At 43.3% G+C, this 24,210-nt stretch carries 17 protein-coding genes; 11 read left to right on the plus strand and 6 right to left on the minus strand.

Annotation, left to right across the window (positions count from 1 at the left end):
* Nucleotides 1-30 precede the first annotated feature (30 nt).
* Nucleotides 31-1,320 (plus strand): WD40-like domain containing protein, encoded by a 1,290-nt coding sequence (locus BACINT_RS04345; protein ID WP_007660886.1) that lies wholly within the window; start codon nt 31-33, stop codon nt 1,318-1,320.
* A gap of 130 nt (nt 1,321-1,450) precedes the next feature.
* Here the strand turns inward: BACINT_RS04345 and BACINT_RS04350 are convergent, their stop codons facing one another.
* Nucleotides 1,451-3,253 (minus strand): mechanosensitive ion channel family protein, encoded by a 1,803-nt coding sequence (locus BACINT_RS04350; protein ID WP_007660887.1) that lies wholly within the window; start codon nt 3,251-3,253, stop codon nt 1,451-1,453.
* 120 nt (nt 3,254-3,373) lie between these two features.
* On the opposite strand from BACINT_RS04350, the gene BACINT_RS04355 reads away from it, so the two are divergent.
* The 5 genes from BACINT_RS04355 (at nt 3,374) to BACINT_RS04375 (ending at nt 9,634) form a co-directional block, all read left to right on the plus strand.
* Nucleotides 3,374-4,336, plus strand: coding sequence for a calcium/sodium antiporter (locus tag BACINT_RS04355; protein ID WP_007660888.1), 963 nt, complete (start codon nt 3,374-3,376; stop codon nt 4,334-4,336).
* Between the two features lie 54 nt (nt 4,337-4,390).
* Nucleotides 4,391-5,527 carry a hypothetical protein gene (locus BACINT_RS04360; protein WP_007660889.1) on the plus strand — a complete coding sequence of 379 codons (1,137 nt, stop codon included), beginning with the start codon at nt 4,391-4,393 and terminating at the stop codon, nt 5,525-5,527.
* A gap of 123 nt (nt 5,528-5,650) precedes the next feature.
* Nucleotides 5,651-7,522: a DNA topoisomerase IV subunit B gene (locus BACINT_RS04365; protein WP_007660890.1), complete on the plus strand. Its 1,872-nt coding sequence runs from the start codon at nt 5,651-5,653 to the stop codon at nt 7,520-7,522.
* Nucleotides 7,519-7,971, plus strand: coding sequence for a pantetheine-phosphate adenylyltransferase (gene coaD / locus BACINT_RS04370; RefSeq protein WP_007660891.1), 453 nt, complete (start codon nt 7,519-7,521; stop codon nt 7,969-7,971). The genes BACINT_RS04365 and coaD overlap by 4 nt, the downstream gene beginning before the upstream one ends.
* A gap of 34 nt (nt 7,972-8,005) precedes the next feature.
* Entirely contained in the window at nt 8,006-9,634 is a 1,629-nt protein-coding gene (locus BACINT_RS04375) for a S41 family peptidase (RefSeq protein ID WP_007660892.1), read from the plus strand.
* On the opposite strand, the gene BACINT_RS04380 is transcribed toward BACINT_RS04375, so the two are convergent.
* Nucleotides 9,631-10,233 (minus strand): phosphatase PAP2 family protein, encoded by a 603-nt coding sequence (locus BACINT_RS04380; RefSeq protein ID WP_007660893.1) that lies wholly within the window; start codon nt 10,231-10,233, stop codon nt 9,631-9,633. The two genes, BACINT_RS04375 and BACINT_RS04380, sit on opposite strands and share 4 nt — an antisense overlap.
* Nucleotides 10,234-10,338: 105 nt before the next feature.
* Here BACINT_RS04380 and BACINT_RS04385 point away from each other — a divergent pair, with 105 nt between their 5' ends.
* The 4 genes from BACINT_RS04385 to BACINT_RS04400 all read left to right on the plus strand — a co-directional run bounded on the left by BACINT_RS04385 (nt 10,339) and on the right by BACINT_RS04400 (nt 14,948).
* The gene (locus BACINT_RS04385; RefSeq protein ID WP_044154768.1) at nt 10,339-11,256 is read left to right on the plus strand and encodes a helix-turn-helix domain-containing protein; all 918 of its coding nucleotides are present in this window, start codon (nt 10,339-10,341) and stop codon (nt 11,254-11,256) included.
* A gap of 185 nt (nt 11,257-11,441) precedes the next feature.
* Nucleotides 11,442-12,143 carry a succinate dehydrogenase/fumarate reductase cytochrome b subunit gene (locus BACINT_RS04390; protein WP_007660895.1) on the plus strand — a complete coding sequence of 234 codons (702 nt, stop codon included), beginning with the start codon at nt 11,442-11,444 and terminating at the stop codon, nt 12,141-12,143.
* Between the two features lie 36 nt (nt 12,144-12,179).
* Entirely contained in the window at nt 12,180-14,159 is a 1,980-nt protein-coding gene (locus BACINT_RS04395; RefSeq protein ID WP_007660896.1) for a fumarate reductase/succinate dehydrogenase flavoprotein subunit, read from the plus strand.
* A 33-nt stretch (nt 14,160-14,192) separates the two neighbouring features.
* Complete coding sequence (locus BACINT_RS04400; RefSeq protein WP_007660901.1) at nt 14,193-14,948, plus strand: succinate dehydrogenase/fumarate reductase iron-sulfur subunit; 756 nt, start codon at nt 14,193-14,195, stop codon at nt 14,946-14,948.
* A gap of 100 nt (nt 14,949-15,048) precedes the next feature.
* Here BACINT_RS04400 and BACINT_RS04405 read toward each other — a convergent pair whose 3' ends face one another.
* Nucleotides 15,049-17,400, minus strand: a complete 2,352-nt coding sequence (locus tag BACINT_RS04405) for a sensor histidine kinase (RefSeq protein ID WP_007660903.1) — start codon at nt 17,398-17,400, stop codon at nt 15,049-15,051.
* Between the two features lie 475 nt (nt 17,401-17,875).
* Here BACINT_RS04405 and BACINT_RS04410 point away from each other — a divergent pair, with 475 nt between their 5' ends.
* A complete protein-coding gene (locus BACINT_RS04410) occupies nt 17,876-20,659 on the plus strand; it encodes an outer membrane beta-barrel protein (RefSeq protein ID WP_007660904.1) in 2,784 nt (927 codons plus the stop codon).
* Here BACINT_RS04410 and BACINT_RS04415 read toward each other — a convergent pair.
* The 3 genes from BACINT_RS04415 to BACINT_RS04425 all read right to left on the minus strand — a co-directional run bounded on the left by BACINT_RS04415 (nt 20,619) and on the right by BACINT_RS04425 (nt 24,192).
* Nucleotides 20,619-21,503 (minus strand): helix-turn-helix domain-containing protein, encoded by an 885-nt coding sequence (locus tag BACINT_RS04415; RefSeq protein WP_007660905.1) that lies wholly within the window; start codon nt 21,501-21,503, stop codon nt 20,619-20,621. The two genes, BACINT_RS04410 and BACINT_RS04415, sit on opposite strands and share 41 nt — an antisense overlap.
* A gap of 151 nt (nt 21,504-21,654) precedes the next feature.
* The gene (locus tag BACINT_RS04420) at nt 21,655-22,725 is read right to left on the minus strand and encodes an endonuclease/exonuclease/phosphatase family protein (RefSeq protein WP_007660906.1); all 1,071 of its coding nucleotides are present in this window, start codon (nt 22,723-22,725) and stop codon (nt 21,655-21,657) included.
* A 471-nt stretch (nt 22,726-23,196) separates the two neighbouring features.
* On the minus strand, nt 23,197-24,192 hold the full coding sequence (locus BACINT_RS04425) for a fimbrillin family protein (protein ID WP_007660908.1): 996 nt from the start codon (nt 24,190-24,192) through the stop codon (nt 23,197-23,199).
* Between the last annotated feature and the right edge of the window lie 18 nt (nt 24,193-24,210).

A 24,210-nucleotide genomic window follows, 5' to 3' on the forward strand; every position in this document is an offset into this window, starting at 1 on the left:
TACATTTGTCGCATTAAAAATAGAAACGCTATGAAGAACTTATCTCTCTTTCTGTTACTTTGTCTGCTGTTTGCTGCATGTGCCAAAGATGAAGACAAAGAACCTATTCTGGTAACCGATATCGTAATGCCCACACAGACCAGCTTCAATCCTGGTGATAAAGTAACCATCTCAGCACAAGGCTTCCAGCCCGGTGACAACTTCATGTTCGAAATATACTGGCCACTCCCCGACCAGCCCGCAATGAACTACCAAGGATACGCCCTCGGAGTATCACCCGTTATGGTGGAGCAGACCGCCACAAGCATCACTTTCCTGGCGCCCGGACACTACCCTGCTTCAAAAACCAAAATACGCCTGCGCCGTTCCGGTGACATCATGACACTTGGTGAGATTGCTGTTACCAACGGTGAAGCACCCAAAGAGTTCCAGCTCTATGGCATTGTCAATTCCCATTCCAGCACGGGTTATAATAATTGCATCGAGCACGTAAACCTCACAAATGGCACGCCCACAAACATCGTGGGACTGACAGAAGACCAGAAAGATTTTTCCTGCGTAGCAAATGTTCCTGAAACTCAGAACCTCTGCGGAATACAGACGAAAGATGGAGTGCGTAGTGTATTCAGCTACGACCTATCCATGCGTTTCTGGCAAGATATGGGACTCAAAAATATATTGACTCTCTGCAACGGCCAAAGCTCCATAATAGCCGTAAAGCAAATATCTGACAATGAAATGATGCTAGCATCCATCGGATCATGGCCCTATACCCGCGACATTGACCAAACTCTGAATTACCGCTACGAACTTCCCGCCGACATAAAGCCTGAAGCTCTGACACGCTATCCCGGTGTACAGGGTGACAGTTATCTGCTACTCTCGGCTGATAATGGAAACAACAGTTTCACACCCGTCGCACTGAGCTTGGACCCAAGTAGCAGGAAGGTATATACCGGCGAATCGATACAGGCCACCGCACTCATTCCCTTCTGGACAATAATCTCAGGAAAAGACACCGGAACTACCAAATACGTACGCACCGGCGGATATGCCGTAGTAAGAGCCGATGATGGCCGGACAGATCTGTGTCTTTGGAATCAAGCTACAATAAGTTTGGAGGAGCCTTTCGCCACATTCCCCAATTCGGCACGTTCAGTAACCATGCTCGCTAAAGATACGGAGACACTGAAACTTTACGTTCTATTCGATACAAATCGGGGAGGAAGGCTGATCTATGCTTACGATTTGGTGAGCAAAAGTTGGCAAGCCGTTCCCGGCATCGGCTATCCTTATTCGGAAATTGTGATGGCACGGTAAAAGACATGTTACCCCCGCACTGTAACTCCATTTACGCGCCGAGGTAAAGAGCTTTACAATAGGCGGTAAAGGTCGTTACATACTGAAGGAAATGCTTTTACATCGCGAGGGAAATAACTTGTAAATGCCATCATTTCTTTTCCCGGAGGTCATCCTTAGGTATAGTCGTCTCACTACCATCTCGCGTAGCAATATAGTGGGGCGACATTATTTCTATGCCTTCTTCATTAAACCGATCCTGAATATTCTGGTGCAAATCAGAATAAACCTGTGCCAACTGATTGGCATCTTTAATATATGCATTCACCTGATAGACGGGATAATAATCCTGAAGAGATGTTTCCAGTACAAACGGACGCGGGTCATCCACTACTCCGGGAGTATTCAGCGCCGCTTCAATCAGAAGCTGATGGGTCTTTCGCCATGGAATATCGTATCCGATGCTCACTTCCGAATGAATTATCAGCCCGTAGTCGCGTGCCGACTGGCTGAAATTCACCGTATGCGAAGACATAATAAAAGAGTTAGGAATCGTAACTACCTCATTCTTCGGCGTACGGATACGCGTTACCAACGGTGTCTTCTCAATCACATTTCCCGTTGTATCATTCAGCTTAATACGGTCACCCAACTTAAACGGACGCATATACGTGATAACCAGTCCTGCAATAATATTCCCGATCACCGTACTCGATCCCAGCGAAACAATCAATCCGACAAAGACTGATATTCCCTGAAAGACCCCCGATTTGGAGCCAGGCAGGTAGGGATAAATCATAGCAATCATAAATGCATAAAGCAGGAAGCGCACAATGTGGAACGTCGGCATAGCCCAGTCGGCATAAAAGCCGCCTATCTTCAGCCGTTCCGACTGTATTTCACTGGCAAGATAACGAACCAGTCGCACCAGATACTTCACGGCAAGCCATATCACAAAAATGGTAAACAAGTTGGGAATATACTCCACTATACCCAGGAAAATGCTCTTTATCGGCTCCCAGATATACGAGAACAACTTATAAGCAAGATCTTTGGTTTGAGGGAATATAGCAAAGAGTAATGGCACCGTCAAAATCAACTGAAGCAGCATGACGGCATAGCGCAGCAGACTTGCCAGGAAGACAAGCAGGTTTACCTGCTTCTGTGTGTCCAGTAACTCGTAATCTTGAATAGAAATAGGCTTTAGTTTAGTATCTTTCAGACGTTGAATACGGGCTTTCAGCTTATTGAACAGCCAGATAGTGAGTTTAAACAACAGGAACTGGCCTACAATTACAAGAATAAAATAAAGAACACGCTTACCAAGCTGCCACAGACTATGCTCATCCTTCATAACCTTCAACTTGTCCACTATCACTTTCCGTTTGGCAGCCGCCAACTGGTCGCGTGAACAGCCTTCCCAAAGGCCATCTTGATCCGTGAAAGAAGAAAGAACTTTATTGCCATACATCAGATCGGTAACAATATCACTGCTTTCTATATAAACCGAATCCGGCTGAAGATTGAATCGTTTGCCCAGTTCCGTAATTGCCGCTGCATTCATCTCGGCACGCTGCTGGGGAGTGTGACCGCCACGTTTGGCAAACAGGTAATATAATGTATCGCCTTCCACAATTACAGGAATACCCGGAGTCATTCTTCTGAGCGAATCGATACGTAACCGCTGTTTGGCCAGCTTCAGAGAGTCCGCTGCATCATACTTCAGCTTCATCTGCTCTATCTCCATCCTGAGATTAGCCTCATTCAATCTTGATGTCTCCAGATCCTCTTTAATCTTCAACAGATGTAATGAATCAGTATCCGACTTTTGAGCAACCATTGTTCCCAATGTATCTTCATTCAAGATGTCCAAAACCTTCTCTACCAACTGGGCGGATGCACCACTCGCGAACAGCAGTAACAGCCCAAAACACAACGCCCGAATTCCCTTCATATTAAAAGTCCTTAATCAGGTTACTTAAAATTATAAATTGTTTAACGCGCCAAACATACGGAATGTTTTTCACTTATCATAAAAGGAATTAATTATATTTGCACAAAAATCAGTATTCTTATGGATATTCTTTTCCTGATTGGGGGACTTCTCCTCATACTCTTAGGTGCCAATGGACTAACAGACGGAGCCGCATCCATTGCCAAGCGTTTTCATATACCGTCTATCGTTATCGGACTTACCATCGTAGCTTTCGGAACATCTGCTCCGGAACTGACGGTTAGCGTATCTTCCGCCCTGAAAGGCAGTGCGGACATTGCCATCGGAAATGTGGTAGGTAGCAACATCTTCAATACCTTGATGATTGTGGGTTGTACAGCACTCTTTGCCCCTATCGTCATCTCCCAAAATACGTTACGTAAGGAAATACCTCTCTGCATCCTTTCTTCCATCGTACTGCTGATTTGTGCCAACGATGTATTATTGGATCATAGTGCAGAAAATATTCTCAGCACTACGGATGGCTTGCTATTGCTCTGCTTCTTTATCATCTTTTTGGGATATACCTTTGCAATCGCCTTTCAGGGAAAGAAAGAAGGAGAAGCACCCGAAGAAGAAATCAAGCAACTTCCCATGTGGCAGTCTACCCTATATATGATAGGTGGACTGGCAGGGCTTATCATCGGCGGTAACTTCTTTGTAGACGGTGCCACAGGCATTGCCCGCAGTCTGGGAGTCAGCGAGTCCGTCATCGGGCTGACGCTTGTGGCAGGCGGTACATCCCTACCCGAACTGGCTACCTCCATCGTAGCTGCCCTCAAAAAGAATTCTGAAATTGCTATCGGTAATGTAATCGGAAGCAATCTTTTCAACATCTTCTTTGTACTGGGATGTAGTGCTTCCATTACACCCCTACATCTGGCAGGCATCACTAATCTGGATCTGCTGGTACTGGTAGGTTCAAGTATTCTGCTTTGGATTTTCGGACTGTTCTTCGCCAAACGGACCATTACCCGCATTGAGGGCAGCATACTGATACTTTGTTATATAGCTTATACTGTTGTACTTATTTATAATGTTTAAAGTGGTATTTTAAAGATTATCATGTATCTTTGCCCTCTCATTAGACATAAAATTATGGCAATAACAATCAAAAAAGCTTCCACAATGAAAGAATTGAAACGGTTCATCCGCTTCAATTACCGGCTATACAAAGGCAATCCTTACTCCGTCCCCGATCTTTACGACGACATGCTCAATACCTTCAACAAAAAGAAGAATGCAGCGTTCGAATTCTGCGAAGCAGAGTATTTCTTAGCTTACAAAGACAATCAGATAGTAGGACGTGTAGCTGCCATTATCAATCATAAAGCCAATCAGACCTGGAATAAAAAGAATGTCCGCTTCGGCTGGATCGATTTCATCGATGACCCCGAAGTTTCCGACGCATTGATCCGCACGGTCGAAGAATGGGGTAAAGAGCGGGGAATGACTCATATACAAGGTCCCTTGGGTTTCACAGACTTCGATGCGGAAGGCATGCTTGTCGAAGGTTTCGATCAACTCAGCACAATGGCCACCATCTATAACTACCCTTACTACCCGCAACACATGGAACGCATGGGCTTTGAAAAAGATGCCGACTGGGTAGAATTTAAAATTTATATTCCGGATGCCATACCGGAAAAACACAAACGTATCTCCGACCTCATTCAACGTAAGTATAATCTCAAAATCAAAAAATATACATCTGCGAAAAAGATTGCCCAAGATTACGGTCAGGCCATCTTTGAACTGATGAACGAAGCTTATAAACCCCTGTTCGGATATTCCGCCCTGTCACAACGGCAGATCGACCAATACGTGAAGATGTACCTTCCTATTGTAGACCTGCGTATGGTGACACTTATCACGGATGCCGACGACCAACTGATTTGCGTAGGTATTTCCATGCCATCCTTGTCCGAAGCTTTGCAAAAAGCACACGGACGGTTATTGCCCTTCGGATGGTATTATCTGCTGAAGGCTCTCTTCATGAAACGCCGTGCCAAAATGTTGGATTTATTGCTCGTTGCAGTGAAGCCGGAGTACCAGAACAAAGGTGTTAACGCATTGTTATTTTCCGATTTAATTCCGGTTTATCAAAAATTAGGTTTTATATTTGCAGAGAGCAACCCTGAACTGGAGATGAACGGCAAGGTACAAGCCCAATGGGAGTACTTTAAAACAGAGCAGCATAAACGGCGCAGGGCGTTCGTGAAAGAGATTAAATAAAAGGGAACAAGAGACAAATTGACAAGGAAACAAAGGGTTGCACTGTATTTGCGCCATTACAAAGACAGACCATTTCCCTCGTCAACTCGTCAACTGAAAACCTTGTCAACTAAATAAGAATTTATGGAAGAAATCAACGGACTGATGCCCGAAGGCAATGTAGAATATACGGAAGACAACATTCGTCATCTTGACGATATGGAGCACATCCGTGTCCGTTCGGGTATGTATATCGGTCGTTTGGGCGACGGTACGCAAAACGACGACGGTATTTATGTATTGCTAAAAGAGGTAATGGACAACAGCATCGATGAATTCAAAATGGGTGCGGGTAAACGGATCGAGATAAGCATTGAGGAGAATCTCCGTGTCAGCGTACGCGACTACGGTCGGGGTATTCCGCAAGGAAAGCTGATCGAGGCAGTAAGCAAACTCAACACCGGTGGTAAGTACGACAGCAAGGCTTTTAAAAAGAGCGTCGGACTGAACGGTGTAGGCATCAAGGCCGTAAATGCACTTAGCAACCGTTTTGAGGTACGCAGTTATCGTGAAGGCAAAGTCCGTATCGCCATTTTCGAAAAAGGTATTCTTCAGAGCGATGTCACGGAAAACAGCGATGAAGAGAGCGGAACTTACATTTTCTTCGAACCGGATAGTACATTATTCCTGAACTATTCTTTCCAAGCTAACTTTGTGGAAATGTTATTGCGTAATTATACGTACCTGAATACAGGCCTTTCCATAATTTACAACGGCCAGCGCATCATTTCACGCCACGGTCTGGAAGATTTGCTGAACGACAACATGACCGCACAGGGGTTATACAACATCATCCACCTGAAAGGGGAAGACATTGAAATAGCCTTCACACATACCAACCAATACGGAGAAGAATATTACTCCTTCGTCAACGGACAGCATACGACGCAAGGCGGTACACACCAAAGTGCACTCAAAGAACATATTGCCCGCACCATCAAGGAATTTTATAACAAAAACCAGGAGTACGCCGATATCCGTAACGGTATCGTTGCCGCCATTGCCATTAACGTGGAAGAACCCCAGTTCGAGGGACAGACAAAAACCAAACTCGGTTCGCCTTCCATGTCTCCGGGTGGTGTAAGCGTAAATAAATATGTAGGAGACTTTATCAAGACGGAAGTGGATAATTACCTCCACAAAAACCCATTGGTTGCAGAAGTCATGTTGCAAAAGATACAGGACTCTGAAAAGGAACGCAAAGCGATTGCCGGTGTTACCAAACTGGCTCGTGAACGTGCCAAGAAGGCCAACCTGCACAACCGTAAATTGCGCGATTGCCGCTACCACCTCAACGACGGCAAGGGAAAAGACCAAGAGACCGAATCTTGCATATTCATTACTGAGGGAGATTCTGCAAGTGGTTCTATCACGAAAAGCCGTGACGTAAACACACAAGCAGTATTTAGCTTGCGTGGTAAGCCATTGAACTCTTACGGGCTGACTAAAAAGGTGGTATATGAAAACGAAGAATTCAACCTGCTGCAGGCTGCCTTGAATATAGAAGACGGTATCGAGGGATTACGTTACAACAAGGTGATTGCTGCTACCGATGCCGATGTGGATGGTATGCATATCCGCCTGCTACTTATAACCTTCTTCCTGCAATTCTTCCCTGACTTGATAAAGAAAGGGCATGTATACATCCTGCAGACTCCGTTGTTCCGTGTACGTAATAAGAAGAAAACCCTTTACTGTTATACGGAAGAAGAACGTCAGAAAGCAATTGCAGAACTGGGACCGAATCCTGAAATCACCCGATTTAAAGGTTTGGGAGAAATCTCACCCGATGAATTCAGGCATTTTATCGGTAAGGATATGCGTCTGGAGCAGGTAAGCCTGCGCAAGACGGACCTGGTAAAGGAATTATTAGAGTTCTATATGGGTAAAAATACCATGGAACGACAAAACTTTATTATTAATAATCTGGTTATAGAAGAAGATTTGGCATCATGAGAAGAGCAATCTTTCCGGGAACATTCGACCCTTTCACTATCGGACATTTCTCGATAGTGACCCGCGCACTGACTTTTATGGATGAAGTCATCATTGGGATCGGTATTAATGAAAATAAGAATACCTATTTCCCTATCGAGAAACGCGTGGCAATGATACAGAACTTCTACCGGAACGACCCCCGCATCAAAGTATACTCTTATGATTGCCTGACGATTGATTTTGCACAACAGGTAGATGCACAGTTCATCATCCGCGGCATCCGCACCGTGAAAGACTTTGAATACGAAGAAACCATTGCAGATATCAACCGCAAACTGGCAGGTATTGAAACAATCCTGCTCTTTACCGAACCCGAACTGACATGCATCAGTTCCACAACTGTCCGCGAACTGCTACAATTCGGCAAGGACATCAGCCAGTTTATTCCCGAAGGAATGGAGATTTAGTGATTAGTGAATTTAATGATTAGTAAAAAGAATAATGAAGAAACTCCTTATCTTTATAATATGTATATGTGGTGGCATGGCTTCCATGCAGGCACAAAATACGGGTAATGCGGCAGCAATCCGCAAGTTACAAATGGCAGAATTTGCTATAGCCAACCTGTATGTAGACTCGGTAGACGAAAACAAACTGGTGGAAGAAGCTATTATCCGCATGTTGGCACAGCTTGACCCGCACTCCACATACAACAATGCCGAGGAAGTGAAGAAAATGAACGAGCCTCTGCAAGGTAATTTCGAAGGTATTGGTGTTCAGTTTCAGATGATAGAAGATACTTTACTGATCATACAGCCCGTGAGCAACGGACCGTCCGAAAAAGTAGGTATACTGGCAGGAGACCGTATTGTAGCTGTAAATGACAGTGCCATTGCAGGTGTTAAAATGTCCACAGAAGACATCATGACGCGCTTACGCGGCCCCAAAGATTCGGAAGTTAAACTGACCATCGTCCGCCGCGGAGTAGATGATCCTCTATATTTCACTGTAAAACGGGATAAAATTCCTATTCTCAGTCTGGATGCTTCTTACATGATACAACCCAAGATAGGCTATATCCGCATCAACCGTTTCGGCGCCACTACCGCCGAGGAGTTTACGGCAGCTCTTAAAGAATTACAGAAACAGGGAATGAAAGACTTAATACTCGACCTGCAAGGTAATGGAGGCGGATACCTGAACGCAGCCATCGATCTTGCCAATGAGTTCTTGCAACAGAAAGAATTGATTGTATATACCGAAGGAAGAGCCGCCCAGCGTAGTAATTTCTACGCCAAAGGCACGGGTAACTTCAAAAACGGCCGTCTCGTTGTATTGGTGGATGAATACTCTGCCTCTGCCAGTGAAATCGTTACCGGTGCCATACAGGACTGGGACAGAGGAGTTGTTGTAGGCCGTCGTACATTCGGTAAAGGCTTGGTACAGCGCCCCATCGACCTGCCCGACGGTTCCATGATACGCCTGACTATCGCCCGTTACTATACCCCTTCCGGACGTTGCATTCAAAAACCGTATGACCATACAGCTAATCTGGACAATCCCAGACTTCAAGGTGAGGATACCCAGGAGAAATACAATATGGATCTGATAGAGCGCTTCAACCGTGGAGAGATGATGCATGCTGACAGCATCCATTTCCCCGATTCACTGAAGAATTCTACAAAGAAACTGAAACGTACCGTTTATGGTGGCGGTGGTATCATGCCCGACTATTTCGTACCTATTGACACCACTCAATACACCGATTATCACCGGAATTTGGTTGCCAAAGGCGTTGTTATCAAAGCAACCACGAAATACATCGAAAGCCACCGGAAAGAATTACAGGAACAGTACAAGAAGTTCGATAGCTTCAACAATAAGTTTGAGATAGACGAGCAGATGCTTGCAGACATACGCGCTGCTGCCGATAAAGAGAAGATCGAGTTTAATGAAGAACAATACAATAAATCGCTTCCGCTGATAAAAACACAGTTGAAGGCCCTGATTGCCCGTGACCTCTGGGATATGAACGAATATTTCCAGGTGATAAACACCACGAACAACAGTGTGCAACAGGCACTAAAAGTACTGAACGAAAAGATTTACGAGAAGAAACTACCGCTTTAATTACCGAATAACCACTTATTTAACCAGCGGTTCACATAGATATTTACTACCGCACATCCCGCTCCGATGACTGCACCTGCCAGTACATCGGACGGGTAGTGCACACCCTCATTCATACGGGACATCCCGACAGAACAAGCCCATAAAGCCGAAGGACCTATCACATACCATTTCGGATACTTCACGCAAAGCGAAGTTGCCAATGCAAAGGCTGTTGCCGTATGTCCGGATGGGAAAGAAGGACTGGTCTCATGACTATAAGCATGAACCCGGTCGGGATAACGGTCGAACGGACGTTCACGGTCTATAAGATATTTCAAGCCATAGGTCACCACAAAAGCACCGGCAACACTGGTACCTACATACACAGCATCCTTTAATAATTCACGGTCTTTTTTCACCCATGCAGCCAGTACCATCGCCACAGGAACTCCAACGGCAATATAAGGTTCAGTACGAGAAATTATTTTATTATAATTGCGAATAAACTTACCATCCCAACTGTTTATTTTATGCAAGGTATTGATGTCCCAATTTTGTGCAGAAATACTGAGTACAACTAATGATGCAAAAAATACAAAAAAAATAGTTCTCTTCATGCAGTCTTTCTTATAGTTTGCAGCAAAGATAGGTGATTTTGTTAGAGTATTCACAAAAAAATTCTATCTTTGTTGCCATAATTTTAGTAATTCGTCCTATATTTCATGACAAAAGACACTCTTTGCACACGGCAGGTAGATTGCACTCTATGCCCGAAAATTTCTGATGGGACATTGGTACTTCGCCAACATCCCCAGGGGCAGCATTTCTCAGCGGAGAAGTGCACCCAGAACTGCATGATCTTTATGTTAAAGGGTGAGTTGCTGATTAATAGTAACGAATATCCGGGCACTACGCTCCTAAGCAGACAGTGTGTATTACAAGCCATCGGCTCAAAAATGGAGTTATTGGCACTGACTGAAGTGGAATACATCGCCTATTGGTTCACGGAACTCCCGCTTTTATGCGAAGACCGCTATAAAGAGATCCTGGAACGTTCCGAAGCTCCACTGATTTACACACCGTTGCTGGCCAACGCAAAACTGGAACGACTGCTAAATGATATCGCCGACTATTTTAAAGAACAACCTTCCGCTTGCGGGAAATATCTCGATATCAAGCGTCAGGAACTGGTTTACATTCTAACCTGTTATTATCCACTACGCCAGATAAGTACTTTTTTCTATCCTATCAGTACTTATACAGAAAGTTTCCATTATTTCATTATGCAAAACTACGATAAAGTGAAGAATGTGGAAGAATTTGCCCATTTAGGAGGATATACCACCACTACCTTTCGTCGTTTGTTTAAAAATATGTATAATGTTCCGGTGTACGAATGGATACTGGACAAGAAGCGTGAAGGTATTCTGAATGATCTGCAATTCACCAAGCAACGTATCTCTGTAATTAGCGCACGCTATGGTTTTGATTCCCTGTCACACTTCGCACATTTCTGTAAGGACTCCTTTGGGGACACCCCCCGTTCACTACGGAAACGCGCTGCCAGTGGAGAGAAAATCACTATTATAAAAGAAAAAAGTGACGACTCAGCAAGGGAACAAGGTGACGAGGAAGGGTAACCCTTTTCTCGTCACCTTGTTCCCTTGCTGAGTCGTCAACTTCTGTCTATTCTCCTGATTACGGAATTATTTCTTTAATTCCTTGTTTAATCAATGTTTTTCTTCTATTTTTGCGGGAAATTAGAGTAAGACCCTAAGTAAAAAGCAAATTTTCTAACTATTAAATAATTTAAATTCAATCATTTATGTGGTTAAGTAATTCATCTGTAGGAAGGAAAGTGGTGATGAGCGTTACCGGTATCGCCCTTGTCCTGTTTCTGACGTTTCACATGGCGATGAACCTGGTTGCATTAATCTCGGCAGAGGGATACAACATGGTTTGTGAGTTCCTGGGAGCAAACTGGTATGCCTTGGTGGCTACGGTAGGTCTGGCTGCCCTTTTCATCATTCACATCATCTACGCTTTCTGGCTGACAATGCAGAACCGCAAAGCGCGCGGTACAGAGCGTTATGCCGTAGTTGATAAACCCAAAACAGTAGAATGGGCTTCTCAGAACATGCTCGTACTGGGTCTTATTGTAATCGTAGGTCTGGGCCTGCACCTAGTAAACTTCTGGGCAAAAATGCAGCTTCCCGAGTTGATGCACAACATGGGTATGCAAACCGATGCTGCCACACTGGCATATGCAGCCAATGGTGTTCATCACATTGAAAACACATTTGGCAATCCGGTATACGTAGTGCTTTACCTCATTTGGCTAGGCGCACTGTGGTTCCACCTGACTCACGGTTTCTGGAGCTCTATGCAGTCTCTGGGCTGGAACAACAAGGTATGGATTAACCGTTGGAAATGTATCTCCAACATCTACTCTACTATCGTCGTTGTATGTTTCGCCTTGGTAGTTGTCGTATTCTTCGCAAAATCATTGTGCGGCGGTGCTTGCTAATTTGTAAATTGTAAACGATTAAAATGTAATAGCATTATGACTAAGATAGATTCAAAAATTCCGGAAGGACCAGTAGCAGAGAAATGGACCAACTATAAAGCTCACCAGAAATTAGTGAACCCGGCTAACAAGCGTCGCTTGGATATCATCGTAGTAGGTACAGGTTTAGCAGGTGCTTCTGCTGCCGCTTCACTCGGTGAAATGGGTTTCAGAGTATTCAACTTTTGTATTCAAGACTCTCCCCGACGTGCACACTCCATCGCTGCACAGGGTGGTATCAACGCTGCAAAGAATTACCAAAACGACGGTGACTCAGTATACCGTTTGTTCTACGATACAGTAAAGGGCGGTGACTACCGTGCCCGCGAAGCTAACGTTTACCGTTTGGCTGAGGTTTCCAATAGCATTATCGACCAGTGTGTGGCACAAGGTGTTCCTTTCGCCCGCGAATATGGCGGTCTGCTGGATAACCGTTCTTTCGGTGGTGCTCAGGTATCACGTACGTTCTATGCCCGCGGTCAAACCGGGCAGCAGTTGTTGCTGGGTGCTTATTCAGCATTGAGCCGCCAGGTAAACGTAGGTACTGTAAAACTGTATACCCGCTATGAAATGCAGGACGTTGTTCTTATTGACGGACGTGCCCGCGGTATCATTGCTAAGAACCTCGTTACCGGTAAACTGGAACGTTTCGCTGCACACGCAGTAGTAATCGCTACCGGTGGTTACGGAAACGCATACTTCCTGTCTACCAATGCAATGACTTGTAACTGTACAGCTGCTGTTTCTTGCTACCGTAAGGGTGCTTGGATGGCTAATCCGGCTATGGTACAGATTCACCCCACTTGTATTCCTGTTCACGGTGACAAACAGTCTAAGTTGACTTTGATGTCAGAGTCGCTGCGTAATGACGGCCGCATCTGGGTTCCGAAGAAAAAAGAAGATGCAGTGAAACTTCAGAAGGGTGAAATCAAGGGAAGCGATATTCCGGAAGAAGACCGTGACTATTACTTGGAACGCCGTTATCCGGCATTCGGAAATTTGGTTCCGCGTGACGTTGCCAGCCGTGCTGCAAAAGAACGTTGTGATGCAGGTTTCGGTGTGAACAATACAGGCTTGGCAGTATTCCTCGATTTCTCTGAGGCTATCAGCCGTTTAGGCATCGATATCGTTCTTCAACGTTATGGTAACCTCTTCGATATGTACGAGGAAATCACTGACGTGAATCCGGGCGAACTGGCAAAAGAAATTGCCGGTGTGAAATATTATAATCCGATGATGATCTATCCGGCTATCCACTATACAATGGGTGGTATCTGGGTTGACTACGAACTGATGACTTCTATCAAGGGTCTGTTCGCTATCGGTGAATGTAACTTCTCTGACCACGGTGCAAACCGCCTCGGTGCTTCTGCATTGATGCAAGGTCTGGCTGACGGTTACTTCGTATTGCCTTACACTATTCAGAACTATCTGGCTGACCAGATCACAGTTCCCCGCTTCTCTACCGACCTGCCTGAATTTGCAGCAGCAGAGAAAGCAATTCAGGATAAGATCAACTGGATGATGAACATCAAGGGTAAGAAGTCTGTAGACTCTATCCACAAGGAACTAGGTCACGTAATGTGGGAATATGTAGGTATGGGCCGTACAGCAGAAGGTCTGAAGACCGGTATTGCCAAACTGAAAGAAATCCGCAAGGAATTCGAAAAAGACCTCTTCATTCCAGGAGATAAGGAAGGCATGAATGTAGAGTTGGATAAGGCTATCCGCTTGTACGACTTCATTATCATGGGTGAATTGGTTGCATACGATGCTCTGAACCGTAACGAAAGCTGCGGTGGTCACTTCCGTGAAGAATACCAGACTGAGGAAGGCGAAGCAAAACGTGATGATGAAAACTTCTTCTACGTTGCTTGCTGGGAATATCAAGGCTCCGACGAAAAAGCTCCTGAACTGCTGAAAGAACCGCTGGTTTACGAAGCAATCAAGGTACAAACTCGTAACTATAAGAGCTAATCGGGAAGTTGAACATTTAAAGAATTAAAGAAAATGGATAAAAATATAAGTTTCACACTGAAAGTATGGCGTCAGAAAGGTCCAAAGGCAAAAGGCGCTTTTGAAACATACCAAATGAAAGATATCCCCGGTGACACTTCATTCCTTGAAATGCTGGATATCTTGAATGAGCAACTGATTTCTGAAGGTAATGAACCGGTTGTATTCGATCATGACTGCCGCGAAGGTATCTGCGGTATGTGTTCGCTCTACATCAACGGACATCCCCACGGTCCTGCAACGGGTGCTACTACCTGTCAGATTTACATGCGTCGTTTCAATGATGGCGACACTATCACTGTTGAACCTTGGCGTTCTGCCGGTTTCCCGGTTATCAAGGACTTGATGGTAGACCGCACGGCTTATGACAAGATCATGCAAGCAGGTGGTTATGTAAGTGTGCGTACAGGTTCTCCTCAGGATGCCAACGCTATCCTGATTCCGAAGCAGATTGCTGACGAAGCTATGGATGCTGCTGCTTGTATCGGTTGCGGTGCTTGCGTAGCTGCATGCAAGAATGGTTCTGCTATGCTGTTCGTTTCCGCAAAAGTTAGCCAGTTGAACTTGCTGCCGCAAGGTAAACCGGAGGCATTGCGCCGTGCAAAAGCTATGTTGAGCAAGATGGACGAACTCGGATTCGGTAACTGTACCAACACTCGCGCTTGCGAAGCTGAATGTCCGAAGAACATTTCTATCAGCAACATCGCTCGTTTAAACCGCGATTTTATCATCGCAAAACTGAAAGACTAATCAGCCCTTTCTACATTTGATTAATATCACCAGAACTCCTCTGCCGGGAAACCGACAGAGGAGTTTTTATACCATCTTACAATAAATACTTTCAGAGATTTCAAATGATATCCATTAACGATAGGATAACTGTAAAACGGCTCCCCTTTCCTACTTCAGATTGCACCTCTATATGCCCGCACAACCGTTCAATAATGACTTTACAAATAGAAAGTCCAAGTCCGCTTCCCTGTTCAAACTCATCGGTTTTATAAAAACGGTCAAAGATCATCATGAGCTCCTTCTCATCAATTCCTTTTCCCGTATCCTGCACATAGACACTAACTTTCCGATGCTCCTTATCCACACTACATCCCAATGTTACCGAACCACTACGGGTAAACTTATCCGCATTATTCAGAAAATTGGAAATAACCTGAATAAAACGCATACGATCTATCCTGACGGGCAAGGAAAGACTTTCATCCAGAACAAGATGAAACTGCAACGAGGGTTTGATTAGTGTCTGATAAGCCATATAAATCTCTTTCACAACCGTCGTCATATTCCATTCTTTTATTTTGAGATCCAGATTACCGGAATCCAGACGCGATATTTCCACTACGTCATTGACTAGTTTCAAAAGCAGTTCATTATTACGGTTGATAATCTCAAGCATAGCTTTCTTCTCTTCCGGTTCAATCTCATCGCCACCTTCGCCTACCAATAAATTAGTAAATCCGACAATAGCATTCAGCGGAGTACGGATTTCATGGCTCATATTATTCAGAAAAGATTGCTTCAATTCAGCATTTTCGGCCATCTGCTTAGCCTGAATGAGTTGTTCTTCACGCTCCACCTGTAGCTGAATATCCTGCATAACACCTGCCAGCATTATCCTCCCCTTTGCATCTTTCAGGCTGCGACACCGTAGTTCATACCAGCGATAATTTTCTTCACTAAAAGAGAAACGTACACGCCGAACATGCATGTCCGTAGATTGATGCAATGTTTCGTATAATGAATTCAGTAGGGATACATCATCAGGATACGCATATTTCAAGAAATCGGTTCGCACAAACGTCCTCTGTTCCATTCCCACCAAACGAGTATAATTCTCATCAAATTCAATATTCTCCCCCTGAATATCCCAAAGGGCAACTCGTCCTCCATCCATGGAAAGCGTCAACCGCTTATGAATTTCCTCAAGCATCTCCAGGTTCTTTCGTTCCTCACGCGAACGTCGACGGATGCGCAACCAACTGACCAATACCAGAATAAAAGCAAGGATAAACAATCCAGTCAGAAAATAAAGCTCATTCCGATACCGATCATAAAATGAGTAATTGATAATACGCACATTTTCAGGCACATTTTCCACATCAAAGTCTGCATAGGCTGAAAAGTAAGTCCAATCCAGTACATATTCCTTTTCCATATCCCTTATTTTCGGCATACCGATCTTCTCTTTATTCATCAGGCGAACAGAAAAATCGGCCGCAGTACGCGCAGAAATCTCATCAGTAGCCATATAACCACCCACAATTTTGGCATCCTCCCCAAATCCCTGACGGATACAACTGAAAGAGGGAATATTCAAGGCTTTAGTTATCGGGAGCGACATCTGATCAAATTTATCCAGCAGGAAAACCTCTTTCTTCTGCCCACTCTTTGATTTCTCCATGTCGACAAACAAAGAGGTCCCTTTGGTATAACGGAAAGGACAAAGGCTTATGGTTATCTCATCTTTACCAACATGACTACCCGCTCTTGCAGGCATCAAATTATAGTGCTCGACCATTTCCTGTAATTCCTTATATTCCGGTTCTACAGAGAAAGCAGTCCCACAACCCAATAGCCGCATTTCCTTTCTATCGGCAAACCGGGTTAACAGATCAAACGATTTGCGTCCAAGAGGAGTCAGATCTATATTATAAATAACATCTATCCCGACTTGTGGCCGTAAAGATTTTATAAAATCGATATTACGTTGAAAGTCCGGTGCATCACGCAACACATAAACTTTTCTGCGCTCATATTCCTTTATAAGTTTTTCATCGGGAAAATGTACATTGCAAGCTACTACAGAGACAGAGGAAAGCAGGCGGTGACGGGTGTTAAATAAGGCAGATACAGCTTGGTCGCCCACAGTAAGAATCAGTGCCACCGGCTTATCTTTAATGATCTCAAGATACGCCTCCATGTTTTTTATCCCCTCTTTCGGATCGACAGTATTGAAATCCAGATAAAATTTATTAAATACCGGCTCTATTCCCTGCTTTCTGAACTCCTGCCTCAGAAGCTCTTCAAAATTTCCATAGCAATCATAATAAGGAGAGGAAGAATACATAAGAGAAATTATTCTTTCTATCCGATGGTTGGCAGTATACCATCGTTTAAAATTGACCCCACATAAAAAAGCACATAGCAAGAGAATGAAGGCGAAAGCATATTTTAGTTTGTCGGTTTTCATTGCAAGACTAATATGCTAGCAAAAGTAATATAATCTATAAAAAAGGAGAGGTTTTATTCAAAAAATATTCAATCTTTTTTTTTATTTTCTGTAACGTGTGGAAAAGAAGTGGATTGATAAATAATAATATGGGTATACGACGACACGGATGAAGACGGACGAACGCGGACTTTATAAGGCTGAAAGCCTCTCCTATTATGCAACCATTATCAGGGAACTACACTTTCTGTTTATTCTCAATAGGGTGAGAACTTTTTCTCTCTTTGTTGAGCAATAGCTCTCAACATAGTGAGAAAGTTTTCTCAATTAAGCGAGAAACAGTTCTCACTGTAATAAGCATTCATTAGACATTATGTACATATCATTTCCGCACGTTAACTAACAAAGACAAAAGCGATACTTTAAATTTTCTTTATCAAAGTATTGTATACAAACGAAAACTCCCTAATTTTGTGACTGCTATAAAAGACTTAAGATGAACGTGCACAAAACCTGGATATTATTGCTATTCTTACTAATCCCGACTATTCTATTCGCTCAAAAAACAAGAACAGTCAAGGGAAAAGTGTGCACGGCGTCAGATACCCCAAAAGGGGAAGAACCCTTACCTTACGCAAGCATTGTTATTTTAAGTGGAAAAGATTCCACTTTCATAAAAGGAGCTGCAAGCGATACGGACGGACACTTCAACCTTCAGTTTACTACTCAGAAAGGAACACAATATCTACTCAAAGCTTCTTATACGGGCATGCAATCTGTCTTCCGAAAACTGGATGGCAATGCTTCAACCATTAATCTGGGCAGCATCCTACTGAAGGAAGGCATCGAATTGGGAGAAGTGACAGTGAAAGCTCCAATACGTGAAATAGACCAGGTGGGAGATACCACCGTCATCAATGCAGCAGCTTATAAAACACCGGAAGGCTCCTATCTGGAGGCTCTGGTGAAACGTATTCCCGGAATGGAATATGACAGTGAAACCAAAACCCTGAAATACAATGGACTGCCTATCAATGAAATCAACGTAAACGGTGAAGCCTTCTTTGCGGGCGACAACAAGATGGCACTGGAGAACCTCCCTGTAGAGTTAATCAGCAAGATAAAAGTATACGATAAGAAGAGCAAACTGGAAAAGCTGACAGGCGTCAGTACCGGAAAGGAAAACTATGTACTCGACTTGCAGACCAAAGCAGAATTCAATGGGACCCTTCTTTTATCGGGACAAGCCGGATATGGCAATAACAACAAAAAGGACTTCAACTTGCAAGGTAACTACTTCAAGAATAACGGAAACAACCTCTCCGTCATTGCCAACTCCGGTAATCTCAATATGAGAACCAGCTATAAAGACAACATACAGGAGAACGTTGCATTGAACTTTACCCAAAAGTACAATAAGAAGCTGACTATCAACGGAAATATGTCCTATCACCACAATAATCAGGGCAACGTATCCACATCCTACAATGAACAATACCTGACAAGCGGAAACAAATACCAATACTCTGCCGGTAACAATACGAACGGCAGTCGCAATATGAATGCGACATTGGGCTTAAACTGGCAGGTAGATAGCATGACCTTTGTTAATATCTATGGTAATTTCAACCTCACCCGGAATAATAGTGCCAATAATAACCGCCAAGGCACATTCAATGAAAATCCTCATCTGGATATCCTGGACCCTTTCAGTACTATCAGTGAAGTACCCGATGATCAAAAAATCAATGATATTTCTATGGGGTCGCTGATGAGAGGCAACCAACACCGGTCTTCCTTCCACGCAAATATCATGCGCCGGATCAATAAAAAAGGAACTTCCGTCGGGCTAACAGCTCAATACAATGATAGTAAAAATGACAATAACAACTTCTCCTTATCCTCAACGACCTATTATCAACTGAAAAACAGTGCCGGAAACGACTCTATACTCTACCGTAACCAGTACTCATCGAACCGGTCGCCCAACCGTTCACAAGGCATAGGGGTGATGTTCACCCATCCTTTCACCAAGAAACTACGCTCACAGATCTCATATAATTTCAATTATAGCAAGCAGAAAAACGACCGCAATACATACGACCTGTCCGGCTTTATGGAAGAAGCAGAGGTGCAGCCCGGCTATCTACCCGAAGGATATGAGACGAGTTACATCGACAGCCTGAGTAACCGAAGCCATAGCAGTACCCTACAACACGGAATCAATCTGTTTTTTAACTACTCCGACACCACTTGGAATGTCAATGCCGGGATGTCCGTAAAACCCGAACGCCGTAGCCTGAACCAAAAAACAGGTTTACATAAAGCCGATACCACCCTTCGCTCTGTCGGTTTCCAGCCTATGTTGTTCGTCTCATGGCAGAAAAAGAAAAACAGGATCATCCTGCACTATTATGGAAATACCTCGCAACCGTCATTATACGATCTGATCGCCCCCACCAACAACAGCGATCCGCTCAACATCACACGAAGCAACCCTAATCTGAAGCCTACTTACAATCAATCCGTCCGACTGGAAGCACAAAATACAAAGCAAGGCGTCTTTGCCACACTGAACTGGAACAACAGAATCAACAGCCAGACCCGTGCAGTGACCTACAACCAGCAGACAGGCGGGCGTGAAACCTATCCGGTCAATATCAACGGCAACTGGAACATGAACGGGGTACTTCGATATCAGAAGCGCATCAAAAGTTTTAGCCTGAATGCCAATGCCGGAGGCTCTTTTGCGCAAGATGTCAGCCTCATCAACGAAAACCAGACCGAACAACCGGAGCGTAGTACCACTCACAACACCGGGATAAACACTGATCTCCGCCTATCCTACCAGCCTAAATGGGGAAACTTCGACCTGAACGGAAGATGGAATTTTCAACATTCTGCCAACTCGCTTCTGGAAACAGATACTTACACCCGTAATTATGCTTTCGGAATAAACGCCTTTGCCGATTTACCCAAAAGTATACAGCTGAGAACCGATGCGAATTATTCTTTCCGAAACGGTACGAACATAAAGAAGGGGGAAGACGACCAATTTGTATGGAACGCAAGTATCACATGGCGTTTCCTGAAAAAAAAGCAAGCCGAGGTATCAGCCAACTGGGTGGATATACTCAGCCAACAAAAGAGTTATTACCGCAGCACTATGGCAGATGGCTTTTACGAGAGCCATACGCAACAGATAGGCAGTTACTTCATCGTCTCTGTGAAATACCGTTTTAACCAACCTCTTCGCAAAAAGTCTGTGTCTCCTCAGTAGCAACAGATTGCACCGAACGAAGCCCGCGAGGGGAAGAACCAAAATACTTCTTACAGTAGTTAGAGAAGTGAGGCAAAGATTCGAAACCATATTTATAACAGATTTCGGAGATTGTGGCTTCCGTATACCGAAGTTCATAAGCTATGCTCTCTTTACGCTTCTCCATCATCCACTCATAAACAGGTTTATGGAACACAGAGTTGAAAATGCGCCGGAAGGTGGTAGTAGTGTAGCCACCTAATTGGGCTAATTCTTCCACAGTCTTCACCTTCATATGGTTTTGTAAAACAAAATACTCGAAGCTGGACGTATATCTGGACAGTGAATGCACCAGCATAGAGAGATCATAATCGGAATAATATTGTCCCAGAATAAAAGCAAGTTCTTTCCGTTTAAGAGAAAGCAATTCCCGGCAAATCTTCTCTTCTACCAAATAAGCTTTTGAAGCACTCAGAAAGAAATTCAATTCATTAGTAATTTTCAAAGGCGTGAATATGAGGGGAGGAGTTACACTTTTCATTATATATTTATAGCGTTCCTCGCAAAACAATTCAGGCTGATTGAAGCGGTAACAAACACATTCCACATCCGTCAGAGCAAGAATCTCATACTTTGAACCGATAGCCTGAAGAATAAACTCACCGGCATGCAGCACAGTACCTGCATACTCCTGACTGTTGACAAGAACTTCTCCTTCTAACAGAAAAATCATGATATTCTCTTCGCATTTTTGGGCAGGAAGGTGGAAACCTCTTGAATGAGAGGCATAAATGATAGCATTAGCTACAGCCTTAGGGCACTGCTGACACGATATGACCGCACCACATGCAGAGTAAGTTTGCATTGTAGATTGAATGTTTTTTGTTTGTTATTGTGCGGCAAAAATAAGAATATTATGGGAAGAAACAAAAAAATCCCCAAAGACTTTACAAAAGTGAAAGTCTTCGGGGATAATTCTTCAATCTATCCAATAATGCTATGGCAAGCGCAGTCTCTTATAACGATTTCGAAGAAGCCTTATGAATCTTGAAAGTTGCAAGGTTCCCTTTGTGGTCTGTAGGCCAAACACAGGAAGGGGTCAGGAACTTATCTTTGGAATCATTTTCTATTATTATGCCTCTCACAACTGTTTCGGAAGGACCTACCAATATGCAATTTTTCAATGAAAGAATCGAGTTCATCGGATAATAATAAATAAAATCAATCCGGTCACGTTCATCGGCTTCGGGGGCCCAAGCTAATTTTTCCAGTTTAGCTTCTTCTGCAAGCTTATTTCCTGCGGGAAATGTGAAGCCGGGATATCGAACAGGATTAGGATATTTTTCACGATAACTATCCTTGAATCCAGCTTCATGAAGCATCATAGAACAATCCCAATGAATGACAGCCCCATTGTGATCCCATAGATTTTTTGTGTCCGCCTGCCAGTCCAAATGAGAAGGCTCGTTGAAATCTCCTCCCATAATAACCGGACGTCCTTGTTTAATATCGGTTTGCACTTCTTGTACGAAAGCATGGATAGACTCATCTCTGAATGACAAACGATTGGCTTTCAGAACCTCGGACTCATCTGTTATAGGATTATCTATCTTTTTCCAGCTCGTGCCACTATATCCACGTGGCATATAACATTCATAATTCCGATAATCTAAATGGCAGGAATAAAAAGAAACTGGCTGCCCTTCGATTGTGGTTGTCATTTTCACCATAGCACGGCTTTCATCACCCGGTACAATGCAACATTTAGTCATGCTATCCGGTTTGAATTTACTTAAAATACCAATTGCCAGATCGAAAGTCTCTCCATAATAATGCTTTCCCCTCTTCTTCAATTCCTCTATCACGTGTGGTATAAACCGTTTTCCATCTCTGACTTCACATAAGAAAACTACATCTGCATCCATCTGGTCCAATACATCAATAATTCCTTGATCTCCATTAGGCACTTTAGCACCTCCATGCCACAGGTTTAATTGAAAAACTCTAAATGTACTTTTTGCTTTTGCATTGCAAAGGTTAACTGAACAAAACAGGCATAGTAATAATAATAGTAAATTCTTTTTCATTTCGTTAATTCATTCTATAACCTTGATAAATTATAAGTTTATACAAAAGTAGTATATTCTCTGTGCATTCCAAGCTACTTATATAGTTTTTGAATTCTAATTCTTTGTATCACACCCCACACGGTAACTCCATTTACACGCCGAGGTAAGGTCGTTACATACCGAGGTAAAGAGCGTTACAATAAAAGGTAAAATCCGTTACATACAGCGGTAAATGCTTTTACATCCTGTTGTAAATGACCCGTAAATGCTAATATCATATTTTCTATCATATACATAAGAGTCACAGTCTTAAGGCACTGCTGACACGATATGGCTACACCACACGCAGAGTAAGTTTGCATTGTAGATTGAATGTTTTTTGTTTGTTATTGTGCGGCGAAAATAAAAATATGATGAGAAGATACCAAAAAGCCCCAAAGACTTTACGTTTTGTAAAGTCTTTGGGGAAAAATAAAGGTTTATAAAAGATTATTTAACAGGAGTTATAGGATCAGCCTGAGGCTCTGCATCGCTCCATTCTCCCCATTCTGGTTCACCAAATGTCACCTGAGCAGCATCACTTGTTAAACTTAAAGTATAACGGACACGTTTTCCTTTCTCCCATGTTATAGCAGGAAGAGATACTTCTTTTACACCATCTTCAAGAGTAGATTGACCGTTTCCTCCTTCTTCTGTAACTTTTGCAGAATAAGTGACTTTCACCTTTACAGCATCAGCTGCAATAGCTTGAGGTAAGAGCATAAACAAAGCAGCAGTAGATTGATCTAAATTAGAAACATCTGCATCCGCATTAGAAATCAATTCAACAGAACCCGTATAGGCATATACAGTAGGAGTAGCCGATACTTTAACTTCAGTCCAAGTTCCTGCAGTTTTAGAACCATCAAAAGTAAAAGTACCCTGATCTTTCACACCTGTAAGTTCTAATTTAGTTAATGTATAAGTAAATCCGACTTCACCTTTAATTGAGAAATTAACCTGAGTCAATAAATGGCAGAATGGAAGTTGCAGATCACCAGCATCTTTATTTTTATCAATCAAATTTGCAGCCAATAAATCTTTTTGATCACCAATTTCACCAACTGTATAGTCAAAATGAGGATAGTTTGTCGTTACAGTCAGAGTTTGTTCTGGAGAGACAGAGAAAAATTGTACAAATCCAGTCGTAGGCCAATAATATGGGCCAGAAGTATACTCCCACTTATTCACATCCTTTTTATTAACTACCACACCCGGCATAAACTCTCCAAGTGTAACATCAGGGCCTATCTTCGTTGCCGTCTTATATCCATAAACTTTAAAGGATTTGAAATCTGCGTTATTCACAATATTCGCTCTTGTAGCATTACTCACTACTGCGCCAAAGTTAATTTTTGCCTTTTCACCAGCCTTCTCAATCTCTTCATTCTGTGAGCAACCTACGATTGCCAACGCAGCAACTGCTGCCAATAAAATCTTCTTCATAATCGTTTGTTTTATAAG

Origin of the sequence: Bacteroides intestinalis DSM 17393 (genome assembly GCF_000172175.1) — a bacterium.
In the GTDB taxonomy this organism is placed as follows: domain Bacteria; phylum Bacteroidota; class Bacteroidia; order Bacteroidales; family Bacteroidaceae; genus Bacteroides; species Bacteroides intestinalis.

What these genes read in the sequence shown, in the direction of transcription:
- BACINT_RS04345 (WP_007660886.1), top strand. Translation starts at nt 31, where the DNA reads ATGAAGAACTTATCTCTCTTTCTGTTACTTTGTCTGCTGTTTGCTGCA.
- BACINT_RS04350 (WP_007660887.1), bottom strand. Translation starts at nt 3,253, where the DNA reads ATGAAGGGAATTCGGGCGTTGTGTTTTGGGCTGTTACTGCTGTTCGCG.
- BACINT_RS04355 (WP_007660888.1), top strand. Translation starts at nt 3,374, where the DNA reads ATGGATATTCTTTTCCTGATTGGGGGACTTCTCCTCATACTCTTAGGT.
- BACINT_RS04360 (WP_007660889.1), top strand. Translation starts at nt 4,391, where the DNA reads ATGGCAATAACAATCAAAAAAGCTTCCACAATGAAAGAATTGAAACGG.
- BACINT_RS04365 (WP_007660890.1), top strand. Translation starts at nt 5,651, where the DNA reads ATGGAAGAAATCAACGGACTGATGCCCGAAGGCAATGTAGAATATACG.
- coaD (WP_007660891.1), top strand. Translation starts at nt 7,519, where the DNA reads ATGAGAAGAGCAATCTTTCCGGGAACATTCGACCCTTTCACTATCGGA.
- BACINT_RS04375 (WP_007660892.1), top strand. Translation starts at nt 8,006, where the DNA reads ATGAAGAAACTCCTTATCTTTATAATATGTATATGTGGTGGCATGGCT.
- BACINT_RS04380 (WP_007660893.1), bottom strand. Translation starts at nt 10,233, where the DNA reads ATGAAGAGAACTATTTTTTTTGTATTTTTTGCATCATTAGTTGTACTC.
- BACINT_RS04385 (WP_044154768.1), top strand. Translation starts at nt 10,339, where the DNA reads ATGACAAAAGACACTCTTTGCACACGGCAGGTAGATTGCACTCTATGC.
- BACINT_RS04390 (WP_007660895.1), top strand. Translation starts at nt 11,442, where the DNA reads ATGTGGTTAAGTAATTCATCTGTAGGAAGGAAAGTGGTGATGAGCGTT.
- BACINT_RS04395 (WP_007660896.1), top strand. Translation starts at nt 12,180, where the DNA reads ATGACTAAGATAGATTCAAAAATTCCGGAAGGACCAGTAGCAGAGAAA.
- BACINT_RS04400 (WP_007660901.1), top strand. Translation starts at nt 14,193, where the DNA reads ATGGATAAAAATATAAGTTTCACACTGAAAGTATGGCGTCAGAAAGGT.
- BACINT_RS04405 (WP_007660903.1), bottom strand. Translation starts at nt 17,400, where the DNA reads ATGAAAACCGACAAACTAAAATATGCTTTCGCCTTCATTCTCTTGCTA.
- BACINT_RS04410 (WP_007660904.1), top strand. Translation starts at nt 17,876, where the DNA reads ATGAACGTGCACAAAACCTGGATATTATTGCTATTCTTACTAATCCCG.
- BACINT_RS04415 (WP_007660905.1), bottom strand. Translation starts at nt 21,503, where the DNA reads ATGCAAACTTACTCTGCATGTGGTGCGGTCATATCGTGTCAGCAGTGC.
- BACINT_RS04420 (WP_007660906.1), bottom strand. Translation starts at nt 22,725, where the DNA reads ATGAAAAAGAATTTACTATTATTATTACTATGCCTGTTTTGTTCAGTT.
- BACINT_RS04425 (WP_007660908.1), bottom strand. Translation starts at nt 24,192, where the DNA reads ATGAAGAAGATTTTATTGGCAGCAGTTGCTGCGTTGGCAATCGTAGGT.